General features: G+C 33.0%; 12 protein-coding genes. 7 read left to right on the top strand and 5 right to left on the bottom strand.

Annotated features, from left to right (window positions below):
- Window positions 1–6: 6 nt before the first annotated feature.
- The gene (locus CD29_RS09720; protein WP_036185964.1) at window positions 7–867 is read right to left on the bottom strand and encodes a YitT family protein; all 861 of its coding nucleotides are present in this window, start codon (window positions 865–867) and stop codon (window positions 7–9) included.
- Between the two features lie 292 nt (window positions 868–1,159).
- On the opposite strand from CD29_RS09720, the gene CD29_RS09715 reads away from it, so the two are divergent.
- The 5 genes from CD29_RS09715 (at window position 1,160) to CD29_RS09695 (ending at window position 6,449) form a co-directional block, all read left to right on the top strand.
- Complete coding sequence (locus tag CD29_RS09715; RefSeq protein WP_036185962.1) at window positions 1,160–2,029, top strand: LysR family transcriptional regulator; 870 nt, start codon at window positions 1,160–1,162, stop codon at window positions 2,027–2,029.
- 108 nt (window positions 2,030–2,137) lie between these two features.
- Window positions 2,138–2,845, top strand: coding sequence for a CoA transferase subunit A (locus CD29_RS09710; RefSeq protein ID WP_081976213.1), 708 nt, complete (start codon window positions 2,138–2,140; stop codon window positions 2,843–2,845).
- Entirely contained in the window at window positions 2,842–3,486 is a 645-nt protein-coding gene (locus CD29_RS09705) for a CoA transferase subunit B (protein WP_036185960.1), read from the top strand. Before CD29_RS09710 ends, CD29_RS09705 begins: the two co-directional genes overlap by 4 nt.
- Before the next feature lie 179 nt (window positions 3,487–3,665).
- Complete coding sequence (locus CD29_RS09700; RefSeq protein WP_036185958.1) at window positions 3,666–4,577, top strand: DMT family transporter; 912 nt, start codon at window positions 3,666–3,668, stop codon at window positions 4,575–4,577.
- Window positions 4,578–5,135: 558 nt separating this feature from the next.
- Window positions 5,136–6,449: a short-chain fatty acid transporter gene (locus tag CD29_RS09695; protein ID WP_036185956.1), complete on the top strand. Its 1,314-nt coding sequence runs from the start codon at window positions 5,136–5,138 to the stop codon at window positions 6,447–6,449.
- A 298-nt stretch (window positions 6,450–6,747) separates the two neighbouring features.
- Here CD29_RS09695 and CD29_RS09690 read toward each other — a convergent pair whose 3' ends face one another.
- The 3 genes from CD29_RS09690 to CD29_RS09680 all read right to left on the bottom strand — a co-directional run bounded on the left by CD29_RS09690 (window position 6,748) and on the right by CD29_RS09680 (window position 9,812).
- Window positions 6,748–7,431, bottom strand: coding sequence for an ABC transporter ATP-binding protein (locus CD29_RS09690; protein WP_036185954.1), 684 nt, complete (start codon window positions 7,429–7,431; stop codon window positions 6,748–6,750).
- Entirely contained in the window at window positions 7,431–8,621 is a 1,191-nt protein-coding gene (locus CD29_RS20870; protein ID WP_169716173.1) for an FtsX-like permease family protein, read from the bottom strand. Before CD29_RS20870 ends, CD29_RS09690 begins: the two co-directional genes overlap by 1 nt.
- Before the next feature lie 492 nt (window positions 8,622–9,113).
- Entirely contained in the window at window positions 9,114–9,812 is a 699-nt protein-coding gene (locus tag CD29_RS09680; RefSeq protein WP_197061749.1) for a response regulator transcription factor, read from the bottom strand.
- Window positions 9,813–10,455: 643 nt separating this feature from the next.
- Here CD29_RS09680 and CD29_RS09675 point away from each other — a divergent pair.
- The gene (locus tag CD29_RS09675; protein WP_036185952.1) at window positions 10,456–11,247 is read left to right on the top strand and encodes an alpha/beta fold hydrolase; all 792 of its coding nucleotides are present in this window, start codon (window positions 10,456–10,458) and stop codon (window positions 11,245–11,247) included.
- 243 nt (window positions 11,248–11,490) lie between these two features.
- Here the strand turns inward: CD29_RS09675 and CD29_RS09670 are convergent, their stop codons facing one another.
- On the bottom strand, window positions 11,491–11,778 hold the full coding sequence (locus CD29_RS09670; protein ID WP_036185943.1) for a hypothetical protein: 288 nt from the start codon (window positions 11,776–11,778) through the stop codon (window positions 11,491–11,493).
- Window positions 11,779–12,019: 241 nt separating this feature from the next.
- On the opposite strand from CD29_RS09670, the gene CD29_RS09665 reads away from it, so the two are divergent.
- Window positions 12,020–12,592 carry a YdcF family protein gene (locus tag CD29_RS09665; protein WP_036185942.1) on the top strand — a complete coding sequence of 191 codons (573 nt, stop codon included), beginning with the start codon at window positions 12,020–12,022 and terminating at the stop codon, window positions 12,590–12,592.
- Window positions 12,593–12,610 lie beyond the last annotated feature (18 nt).

Raw genomic sequence — 12,610 nt, 5'->3', positions numbered from 1 at the left:
AAAAAACTATTCATAATACTTTGGTACAGAGAAGCCACGACCAAGTATTTCAGAAGCATTAAGGAATACGACAAAGGAATTCGGTTCTTGTTCATTCAATACTTTTTTCAAATAGATCGCTTCTTGCTGTTCGACTACGCATAAAATCATTGTTTTCTCTTTGTTCGAATATCCACCTATAGAACGTACTTTAGTTAAACCTCGATCAATTTCCTCATTAATAATGGCTTGTATTTGTTCTTCCTGTTCAGTAATAATTAGGACGAGTTTTGATGGCGAAGTTTGCAGTTGGACAAAGTCAATTACCTTGCTTGTCACATATATGGCAATCATTGCATATAAAGCTAACTCCAAGTTAAATACTAGAGCAGAACTAATAACAACAACACCATCGACGATTAACTGGGAATACCCACTTGAGAACCCCGTATATTTTTTTAGGATTTGAGCAACTGTTGCTAACCCACCTGTAGATCCGTTTCCACGATAAACAATACCAAGACCTACCCCTAAGAGAATCCCCCCATAGATTGCGGCTAGCAAAGGATTATCGATTTTAAAGGGAATATCAGCACTAATCCAAATCGTAAAAGGGACGAAAAAAGTCCCAACTAATGTCTTTAAGCTAAAGTCTTTTCCTAGAAGAATAAGACCGATAAAAAATAATGGAATATTAATCAACCATTGTACATAAGCGGGATTAAACAGATACATTTCGTAAAGAATTGTACTTATACCAGATACCCCACCCGCTGCCAATTTAGCCGGTAAAAAAAACATATTATAGGCTAATCCAACTAATACTGATCCAATGATAATCGTAAAATATTCAGTGTATATCTTTTTCTGCTTTTTTATTATCTTCATTTTAGATTTAACCTTTCTGTAAATACATGTCGTATTTTAACATAAAAGTTACAATATTTCTTAAAAGCTTGTGAATATAATTTAAAGAAAATTAACTTTCTGGAATGATCTAGTTTATCAATTGATTATCAGTAACTAAAAATTCAGATAAATACAATTAAAGAGATTAGTATTTATGTTAAAATAGGTTTGAATATGGTCTATTAAATAGTAAGTCTAAAAGTGAGTAAGCATTTAAGATAATGTTTTACTCGCTTTTTTTAGAATCTATAAAAGTGAATAGGAGATTTCTATGGAACTTAAAGATTTATACGTATTTCTAAAAGTAGTACAACAGGGTAGTTTTACAAAGGCTGCTGAAGAAATGTATGTATCACAACCAACATTGAGTAAGAGCCTAAAATCATTAGAAAAGGAACTGCAAGTAAAATTGTTAGAGCGCTCAACAAAATCCCTAGCTTTAACCGATGCAGGGAGTATTGTGTATTCACAAAGCATGAAGATTTTTCAGCTAGTAGATGAGCTTGAGGTATTATTGAGTGATTTAAAAAAAGTAGAATTTGGAGAGGTGAAAGTTGGTATACCACCTTTAATAGGTACACTTTTTTTTTCAAAAATAGCTTCAAAGTTTAATACTGTTTATCCAAATGTTACTTTACAATTAACTGAGCTGGGAGCAAAAAGAATAGGAGAACTTGTAGAAGAAGGCATAGTACATGTTGGTTTTGTAGTATTGCCAATAGATGAACAAAAATTTGATACGAAAGTATTTATCGAAGATGAGTTTGTATTATTTGTTAGTGATGACCACTTTTTTGCAGATAGGGAGATTATTTCAATTGAAGAGTTAAAAGAGGAGTCATTTATTTTATTTAACAGAGATTTTACGCTTCATGATCGTGTGATTGATGCTTGTAATACAGCTGGTTTTAATCCTTTTATAGCATTTGAAAGTTCTCAATGGGATGTAATTATTGAATTAGTCGCTGCGAATCTTGGGGTCACTTTATTACCACGTGCTATTTATACTAAACAATCTAATCCTAAAATAAAAATAGTTAAGTTGTCTGAACGAATGGAATGGAAAGTGGGGGTCATTACCAAACGCAATGCCTATATTCCCTATGCTGTGCAAAAATTCTTGTTAGAGTGTATTAATTAGCAATAGTCTGTGTAATTTATTCCATTTTAGAATAAACCATATAATTATTATGAATTTTTGTTATTTTATGAAAATTGTTATAATGAATAAAAAGTGAGGTGGAATTATATGATTGGTAAAGTATTAGATTCTTTTGAAGAAGCCGTTCGACAAATTCCAGATGGAGCATCAATAGCTGTTGGTGGATTTGGTTTATCGGGAATTCCAGAAAAACTCATTTATGCACTTAAAGAAACAGGTGTAAAAAATTTAACAATTATTAGTAATAACTGTGGAACGGATCATCATGGTTTAGGCGTATTATTGGAAAACAAACAAGTAAAAAAAATGATTGCTTCTTACGTGGGTGAAAATAAAACGTTTGAACAACAATTATTAAACGGCGATTTAGAGGTAGAACTTTGTCCGCAAGGTACATTAGCAGAGCGACTTCGTGCAGGTGGTGCTGGCATCCCAGCCTTTTATACAGCTACTGGAGTGGGAACTGTAATCGCGGATGGCAAGGATTCTAAAGTGTTTGATGGAAAAGAGTACATTTTAGAAAAAGCCATTGTAGCAGATTTTGCCTTTGTAAAAGCATGGAAGGGCGATAAGTCTGGAAATCTAGTTTATCGTAAAACTGCTAGAAACTTTAATCCATTAGCTGCAACTGCTGGGAAGATTACCTTTGTAGAAGTTGAAGAACTTGTTGAAGTTGGAGAACTAGATCCAGATGAAATCCATACTCCAGGTGTATATGTTCAGCATATTTTACTTGGAGATAATTATGAAAAAACTATTGAACGTCGTACAGTAAGGGAGGCGTCAATTGTATGAACAGTAGAGACACAATTGTTCAAAGAGCAGTACAAGAAATAAAAGATGGTATGTATGTGAATTTAGGTATAGGTTTACCTACCTTAGTTGCTAATGCAATTTCACCTGATATCAATGTTATGTTACAGTCAGAAAATGGTTTACTAGGTATAGGACCATATCCAACAGAAGCTGAAATTGATGCTGATCTAATTAATGCTGGTAAAGAAACTGTAACTGCAAATCCTGGTGCATCATTTTTTGATAGTGCTGAATCCTTCGCTATGATACGTGGTGGACATATTGATGTTGCCATTTTAGGCGGGATGGAAGTTTCAGAAAATGGTGATTTAGCGAATTGGGTAATACCCGGCAAGATGATTAAAGGTATGGGTGGAGCAATGGACCTTGTTGTAGGTGCTAAACGTGTTGTTGTTATTATGGAACATGTAAACAAATACGGTGAGTCTAAAGTGAAAAGTAGTTGCTCATTACCTTTAACTGGTAAGGGTGTGGTAGATCGGTTAATCACGGATTTAGCTGTATTCGACTTTACCCCAAACGGAATGGAATTAATTGAACTCGCTGATGGTGTAACTCTAGAAGAATTAAAAGAGAAAACAGAAGCTAAATTTAATACTACTAACTTTGCACTAATTTAATAGATAGTTTTGTTCACTTGTTGATACCCTTCTGGACGTACTTTTAGTTCAAATGAGATTTGAGCTTAACAAAAAAGTTTCAACTCCTTAATGATAAGGTTTTGAAGCTTTTTTAAATGTTAATATCTTCTAATTTTTGGGGATTGTTAAGTATTACTTTGATGAAGGGATAAATTAACGTGAAAAATAGCAATATTAAAACCATTATTAGTCTAGTGTCGATTGTCTGTATTTGGGGATCTGTTTGGCCTATTTATAAGTATGCTTTACAGTTTTCACCACCAGTATTATTTTCAGGAATCCGTTCAATTATTGCAGGACTTTTCTTTTCTATAATCTTAATCCCTCAATGGAAACTAATTAATTGGAAAGAAAATTGGTCCGTCTATGTAATCTCAAGTATATTTAATGTCATTCTTTTCTATGGAGTTCAATCGATTGGTCTGCAATATTTACCAGCGGGTTTATATTCGGTCATTGTATATTTACAACCAGTACTTGTCGTGATACTTGCTTGGGCAATATTGCAAGAACCACTTACTAGAATCAAACTTATCGGAGTACTTCTAGGATTTTTAGGTGTTGTAATCGTTAGTTTAGATGGAATTAGCGGTAAGATTGCACCTATTGGATTTGTGCTTGCACTAATAACGGCGATCGGTTGGGCGATTGGTACAATCTATGTAAAAGTAAAAAGTAATGTCGTGCATGCACTATGGTTGGTTGCTTTACATAATGTAATTGGTGGCCTTTGTATGTTTTTTTATGGCTTGGGAGTGGAGGATATACGTACAATTGAATGGAACGTTTCCTTTATTGTTTGCTTAGTTTATGGTGCGATTTTTGGTGTAGCATTAGCTTTTATTTTGTATTATCAATTAATCGGCAAAGGCGAGGCGGGGAAAGTAAGCTCATTTACATTTCTTGTTCCTTTGATAGCTGTATTAATCGGCACAATTTTCTTAAATGAACCATTTACAATAACTTTATTTATAGGAATGGTATTGATTATATTTAGTATTTATTTAATTAATAAGCCCTCAAACGTTATAAATGGAAAGGAAAATGAAGAATCATTACATACAAATTAGAAATGATAATTGCACTAACCAATTGCACATTACAACATCTAAATTTCATATTTTTTAATATTCTGCTATTTAATGAATCTATTATCGGTATAATATAAAGTTTTTGTAAATATAATAAATTTTCTACAATAAGTAGCTTTATTTCTATTTTTTGCATTGACATTAATTTCGATTATTGTAAAATTATAGTTGAAATCAGAAAATTCGAAATTATAAAAAGGAGGATACTATTAAAAAATAATAATAAAACTATTGTAATCGAGAGTGAGATAAAAAATCACAATCATGTCCTATCTAACTATATAAACAAAAAATAGTTTAGCTTAGGAGAGAGAAAATGTAGTTAGCTAGATTAATAGAAGGTAAGGGAGTACTTGAAAGTTTATTTGGGAGAAAAGTTGAGTTCTTGTTAAATTTGGACAACTTACTGCTGTTAATAGAATCCATAAACTATTTATCTGCAACAGCTTGTTTAAATGAACCAAATACTTTTCCTTTCATACTAAACTTAATACTCAGCAAATGTAATTTAAAATAACGTAGTAGGAGGTATTTGAGATGAAGTTTATGACTAAGGTCGCAAATACAATTATGGAAAAATACTTACCAGATCCTTATATCTTCGTTGCAATTTTAACCGTACTCGTATTATTTCTAGGTGTTGTTTTAACTCCATCTACACCATTAGATATGGTTGTTCATTGGGGAAATGGATTTTGGGGGATATTAGCATTTACAATGCAAATGGTTGTTGTACTAGCTGCTGGACATGTTCTAGCAAATAGCCCTGTGTTTAAAAAATTATTAACTTTTTCTGCTAGTAAATTAACAAAACCAAGCACTGCTATAATTGTGGTTACTTTTGTATCTTTGCTTGCTAGTTGGATTAACTGGGGCTTTGGTTTAGTAATTGGTGCACTATTTGCCAAAGAAATTGCACGTCATGTGAAAAAGGTAGACTATCGATTATTAATTGCAAGTGCATACTCTGGATTTGTTATTTGGCATGGAGGTCTAGCAGGATCAATTCCATTGACAATTGCAACAAGTGGGCATTTTTATGAAGACTTAGTAGGTGTAATCCCAACAACTCAAACAATCTTTTCTTCATATAACCTGTTTATCGTTATCGTTATCATTATTACATTACCATTCTTTAACCGATTCATGATGCCTAAAGAAGAAGATGTTGTTGAAGTTGATCCAAAACTATTAGTGGAGGAAGAACAAAAATTCCCTCCAGCTGAAAAAACATTTGCTTCTTGGGCAGAAAGAAGTTATCTATTAACAATTTTAATTGGCCTTATTGGTGTAACTTATTTAATCTATCACTTTGCAACAAAAGGCTTTGCTTTAGATTTAAATATTGTAAATACAATCTTCATCATATCAGGTATAATTCTTCACGGTACGCCACAACGTTTCTTAGCTGCTGTACAAAATGCCATTAAAACAACTGGTGGTATCGTATTTCAATTCCCGTTCTATGCTGGAATTATGGGCATGATGACAGCATCAGGATTAGCAGTTGTATTTTCTGAGTGGTTCATTGCAATATCAAATGAGCATACATTTTATCTATTTACATTCTTCTCCGCTGGTTTGGTAAACTTCTTTGTTCCTTCAGGTGGAGGTCAGTGGACTGTTCAAGCACCTGTTATGATCGAGGCTGCTCAAGCAATGGGTGCTGATTATGCGAAAACAGCAATGGCTATTGCATGGGGGGATGCTTGGACAAATATGATTCAACCATTCTGGGCGCTTCCTGCACTAGCTATTGCTGGCTTAAGAGCAAAAGATATCATGGGATTCTGTTTATTTGTTCTTATTTTTACAGGGATTATTATCAGTATAGGTTTTTTATTCTTCTAAATTTTGAGTACAAATGGTGTAAAAAACACCTAATCTATCAAATAAAAACGCAAGATTGTTAACTTAGTTTTCCAGTTGTACTTTTCTAAGTTCAATTTTAGCCGTATGTCGCTCCTGTTTTTCAGTAATTAAAATTAGTACCTCGACTAGGTCTTATACTTGTCGAGGTTTTTCATTTCAAAAGCAGTATAAAAGATTAAAAAATGGAATACTGCTTAGAAGCAAATACTCCATTTCTTAATTTAAAGATGAACTTCAATAATAATTGCACGAAGCCTCGCTTAGTAACAACCCAATCTTAATGCTCTACTAGTACCAACTTTCCATCATTTATATGATAAACACGGTCGCAATAAGAAAGCATCCTTTCGTCGTGGGTTACCATAATGGCCGCTTTGTTTCTAGATTTCACGAAATTAGCTATTAGCTCAACTACTTCAAATGCTCGCTTACTATCTAAACTCGCAGTTGGTTCATCGGCAAGGATAATATCTGGATTATTCATAAATGCACGAGCAATTGCAGTACGTTGACGCTCACCTCCAGATAGATGTTCAGGATACTTTTTCAATTTGCTCTCTAATCCAACGCCTTTAAGCAAATCCTTTGCAAAATGCTTGTCAGCACCTGTAATTTTTCCCTTCATTTTCTTAACAACTAGTAATTGATCAAGAACATTTAAATAAGGTACTAGATTAGATGTTTGCAAAATAAAGCCAATCTGATCTAAGCGTAATTGAGATACTTGCTTTGGCGACATTTTAGAAAGGTTAGTATTATTAATAATTACTTCACCACTTGAAGCTTGTAAGAGGGCTCCTGCAATTGATAGGAAAGTACTTTTTCCTGAACCAGAGGGTCCGATGACAGCTACAAGTTCACCTGGCTGTACATTTAATGATACATTATCTAAAATCGTTAACTTAGTACCTGCTCCATCTTGATAATATTTTGTGACATTATTAAACTGAATTCCACTCATTATTCTACCCTCCCAATTGCTTGTAACGGATCAATCTTTGTAATTCTTCTTACAGAGATGAGTGAGCTTAGTACAGACACTACTAATAGAATAATGGCATAACTAAATACTAACGAAGAATCTAATGCAAACGGCATACCCGGGGGAAGAATTGCAGCAGTACCATATGTAAATATGATTCCGATACCAATACTAATTGTTGCTAGTAAAGTAATTTGCGAAATAATCGCTTTCGCTAAAAATCCATTACTTGCACCGATTGCTTTCATTACACCGAATTGATTTGCCTTTTGTAATGTTAGAACATAAAAGAATACGCCAATAACGAAAGCTGAAATGACAAGTAAAAATCCTAGCATCATCATAATCGTTCCATTTTCTGCTGTATACCCTGGTAATCCATTAATTGCTTCTTTTTTAGTAGCAATTTCAATTCCATCGATTGAATTAGCTAGCTTCTCCGTGTCAATAGTATCACCTTGTAGCATGATCGCGTTAACAGGGGATTCTACACCCATATCAGAGCCAGGCGCAGCAAAATGTATCGAACGCCATGGTTCTAAGTCGATAAAAATTGATGGTAAATGGTTAAAAGTTTCACCTTCAACAAACCCGATTACTTCAAGAGTTTCATCGAATCCTTCGATTTCTAATATATCTCCTAGTTCAATACCTTTATCTTTCAATGAACTGTTTACGGTAACTTGGTAATTGTCACCTTCTGTTAAAGGCTTACCTTCTACGACTGAAGGTTCTAAAAAGGAACCAGGTTCAATTCCAAGGATTGATACATCTAACTTTTCACTATCATCTTTGTTTCCTTCTTTTAACACAACGGCAACATGGCTACCCATTGCTCGTTTATTACTCGGTATTGTCCCGTCCATTAAAGCAATGATAAATCCTTTTATTGAAGTCAAAGGGGAACGTAACTCATGCGATACATTTGAAATAAATTGTTTACGTGTGTTTTCCAATTGATTTAATTCTTTTGCCATATACGTAAAGGAATTTGCTAACTGTCCGATTTCATCATTAGAATTAACATGAACTGATTTTGAAAAATCTCCTTTTGCATAAAGTCTTGCAATGTCATTCATTTCTCTTAATGGAGCTGTGATTTTTTTAGAAATAAACCATAAAATGCACCCTGCAAAAACAATTGCGATAGTGAATGTAAATAAAATCATATAAATTACCTGCTGATATTCATGTGTCAAATCGTGAAAGATATTTACCATAATGGGAGTATTTACTCCGTTTATACTAAAGGGGAGGGTTGAAGATACAATATAACGAAGTTCTCCATTGTAAAAATTCCCCTCAGATATTTTTTTACCGGCAAGTACTTGTTTAATAATTTCATTCGGAATACTAATAATCTGAGAGGTTTGGTTAGGATCCGGCCCGAAAATTTGTCGTCTATTTTCATCAATAATATAAATATGATAACGTGGCTGGTTTAAAGCATAGCTAAGTCTTTCTGCAGTTTCATGATTACTTAAATTTTTTTGACTGTATAGCTGCTTTTCTATTTGTTCATATTGATGCTGATAGGTTTCTTCATATTCATCGTAAAGAGTTATGTGGAATAAATAGAAAAAACACCTATGAATAATAAAAGAGACGTTACAATAATGAAAGAGTAACTTAAAAACAATTTTGAAAAGATTGTATTTTTTTTAAGCATGCATATTCTCCTCAAAACGATAGCCTACACCGCGAATCGTAACTACAGACCAATCTGCATTATGCACAGTTAACTTATCTCTAACACTTTTAATATGTACATCAATAGTCCGAGGATCTCCCTCAAAATCATAACCCCATATGCGGTCCAATAACTGCTGTCTTGAAATCACCTGATTTGGATTCATTGCTAAGAAGTAGAATAACTCCATTTCCCTTGGAGCCATCAACACTTGTTTACCATCAATTATTACGCGATATTCATTGATGTTAATCACAATATTGGAAAACTGAAGAACATCATCTTCGCTTTCAGATAAAACTGTTCGTCTTAATACAGATTTTACACGTGCGATTAATTCATTAGGGTCAAATGGTTTTACGATATAATCATCTGCACCGGTATCTAAACCTTTAACGATATCGTAGGTTTCACCTTTACCTGTCAGCATAATAATAGGAATTTTTTTATCTTCTAAACGAATCATTTTACAAACTTCAAAGCCATTCATTTTAGGTAGCATTATATCTAGAATAATGCAATCTGGAGACTCATTGTAAAATTGGTTCAATCCTTCTTCACCATCATATGCTGATATAAATGTAAACCCTATCTTTGTTATATATAAATCCATCAGTTCAACAATATTTGGATCATCTTCAATTGCTAAAACTTTTATAGGACGCTTCATTATTATCACTCCTTACTTTATCTTCCCATAGTAATGTTAATGAAATGTGAACAAAATTCAAGCTGTGTTATTTAAATAAGGATTTATTCAATTCAAAAGTTCTGTATCTTCTCTATAGTCAATGAAATTCGTTTGGTTTGCTACTTAATCAAATAATGCATTGTCCAAATGACTTTAAAACCAGAAAGTCATGAAGTCCCCCTTATTTAAATCCCTTCTTAAACAATTATCATTTAATAATGAATTTTATCCTTCATTCAAACTAGAATGAAGGATTTTTTTAGTCAAAATCGACGTTACATCGATACGGTTTGTGTAAAAAATCAAAAAAATGTCATAATTTGTAGTTCTAATACAATGCAAATGAAGATGTTTGCATACTATATATGAAAGCTACATTTACAAGTAACAATATGTAAACGATTGCACTATATAATTGAACATCTTGTGTTTAAAAGCATTATCGAATTGCGAATACTTATAAATGAATGGAATAGGTGGATTGTGGTTAAAACGGCCTGGCTATTTATATAAAATTGTTAACTAGTGATTAGCTCTTAAATTTAGAAGCATAGAGCATCACTAATACTAGCCCCAACACTTAAAGCTAAAGTGGAATGGTGTTAGTGTAAGGAGGGAATAGATGTTAAACTATTTAGATGTAGGACCTAAACATGGGGAAATTATTGTCTTTATTCATGGTTTAGGAAATCGAAAAGAAACATGGTTTCCTCAGTTAATATTAAGTGAAAAGTACCGACTGATTTTAGTTGAGTTGCGAGGGCATGGTCAATCAGATAAAAATGAAAACTTAAACGTTGAAACATTTGCCAAAGATATTTTAGAAGTCTTAGATTACTTAAATATTGAAAAGTCCCACTTTTGTGGTTTATCTTTGGGCGGATTAGTTGTACAGGAAATATATAAACAGCAAAAACACAGAGTAAAGTCCATGATCCTAAGTAATACAACTTTTTATATTCCAAATTTTTTAGGGATATATCAACTAGAAAAATATAAGCGATTAATCAATAGAATAGGGTATGGGGAGTTTCAAAAAAGATCTATTAATGCATGTTTTTATCAATTACAAGATGAAACACTGCAATCAATGTCAAAAGAAGCTTTCTTAATACGAGAAGATACATTCTTAAAGAGTACCTCTGCTGCATTTGGAAGAAATTATGCATTTACTCTTTTTTCCGTTGATGTTCCAACAACGATAATTTCCTCACTTGAAGATCGAATAGTTACGTTTCACCATTCAATGTTAATGAAATCATTTGTTCGAGATTCATCATTGGTCGTATTAAAAAATACGGGACATCTATCAAATATCGAGCAAGCTGATACTTATAACAAAACCGTTGACCAACATGTGCAAAGCGTTATTCAAAATTCCTATAAACATAGAAAAAGAGTTATTTTCTCATAAGTAAACTCCTAAGCTGAATAGGGCTATCGTGAGGCATCGAAAGCGATGCGCAAATTCAGAAAAAACAATTGAAAAAGTTGGGGATATTTTAAAATAATCGCTTATCCCTATTACTTCCTTCTACAACATAGATCTCGAATTAAACAAAAAGCATTGAATCATACACAATGATTTGATGCTTTTTGTTAATGGTAAAGGTTATTTTATGTAGTCATGCATATAAAGTTAAATAGAATTTACCTATTACGTAAGTCGAGATAACATTTTTTTAATTTGCTTTAATTCCACCTCTAAAGCATTTACCTGCTTTTTTATTTTGTTTAATTCACTAATAACATAATCATTATTTCCATTAGTTTGTTTACTTTGCTCTTTGTTTTGTTGTTCTTCTTGAATTGCAACTAAAGTAGCGATTGTCCCTAGCCCACCACCAAAAGTGGATATCAAGCTTGCGATGATTGCTAGTTTATCGGCTTGACTTAGTGTGTTAGGTTCTTGATTAATATTTTGATTTTGATTTTTATATTTCATCAAATTATCCTCCTAACATAGTCACTTAGATGTATCATATGCAGTCACCCTTTTAGTGTTTAGGAATAATTGTTTTGGTTTTGAATTTATCGTAATATTTATACCTATCAAATTTAATAAGAATGAATTTTAAAAAATTGTTGAACAAATTTTTAGAGGCTAAAAATAAAATATTACATACTTGGAAAAATTCCGGAGCCTTTCCACTCCAAAAACGTTAAAATGATTGAGAGGTGAGTCTATGAAATATTGGATTAGTGGGATCATACTGTTTGTTCTCTTAATTTTCCTTGGATATTTTTGGCTAGGGGCTGAAATAGAGAAGGGACAAACAACTACAGCAGATGGAACAAATGATTACTTAATTATTCTCGGTGCCAAAGTGAAGCCGAGTGGAGTACCATCACTATCGTTGCAAAATCGGCTAGAAGTGGCAATTGAATATCTCAATCAGTATGAACACGTACAAGTCATTGTATCTGGTGGACAAGGGCACGATGAACCTGCAACAGAGGCCTCTGTGATGGCAAATTACTTAATAAATGCTGGTATTGACCCTTTGCGTATTCATCTTGAAGAAAATTCTACTTCAACATATGAGAATTTACTATATTCTAAGAAATTATTACCTGAAGGTGTAACAGAAGTGACTATTATTTCAAATGATTTTCATCTCACTAGAGCTAAATACTTAGCCAAAGTTGTCGGGTTGGAAACAGATGTTATCGGTGCACCAACTCCGAATAGCGTGCGAACAAAATCTCTGTTGAGAGAGCGTTTAGCTTTACTAAAAACATATATATTTGGTAAATAACATAAAAGGGGATTAAGT

Source organism: Ureibacillus manganicus DSM 26584 (assembly GCF_000772945.1).
In the GTDB taxonomy this organism is placed as follows: Bacteria; Bacillota; Bacilli; order Bacillales_A; family Planococcaceae; genus Ureibacillus; species Ureibacillus manganicus.
This window is presented reverse-complemented; position numbering and strand designations above follow the sequence as displayed.

Coding starts and splice junctions, on each gene's coding strand:
- CD29_RS09720 (WP_036185964.1), bottom strand. CDS start 867: ATGAAGATAATAAAAAAGCAGAAAAAGATATACACTGAATATTTTACG.
- CD29_RS09715 (WP_036185962.1), top strand. CDS start 1,160: ATGGAACTTAAAGATTTATACGTATTTCTAAAAGTAGTACAACAGGGT.
- CD29_RS09710 (WP_081976213.1), top strand. CDS start 2,138: ATGATTGGTAAAGTATTAGATTCTTTTGAAGAAGCCGTTCGACAAATT.
- CD29_RS09705 (WP_036185960.1), top strand. CDS start 2,842: ATGAACAGTAGAGACACAATTGTTCAAAGAGCAGTACAAGAAATAAAA.
- CD29_RS09695 (WP_036185956.1), top strand. CDS start 5,136: ATGAAGTTTATGACTAAGGTCGCAAATACAATTATGGAAAAATACTTA.
- CD29_RS09690 (WP_036185954.1), bottom strand. CDS start 7,431: ATGAGTGGAATTCAGTTTAATAATGTCACAAAATATTATCAAGATGGA.
- CD29_RS20870 (WP_169716173.1), bottom strand. CDS start 8,621: ATGATTTTATTTACATTCACTATCGCAATTGTTTTTGCAGGGTGCATT.
- CD29_RS09680 (WP_197061749.1), bottom strand. CDS start 9,812: ATGAAGCGTCCTATAAAAGTTTTAGCAATTGAAGATGATCCAAATATT.
- CD29_RS09675 (WP_036185952.1), top strand. CDS start 10,456: ATGTTAAACTATTTAGATGTAGGACCTAAACATGGGGAAATTATTGTC.
- CD29_RS09670 (WP_036185943.1), bottom strand. CDS start 11,778: ATGAAATATAAAAATCAAAATCAAAATATTAATCAAGAACCTAACACA.
- CD29_RS09665 (WP_036185942.1), top strand. CDS start 12,020: ATGAAATATTGGATTAGTGGGATCATACTGTTTGTTCTCTTAATTTTC.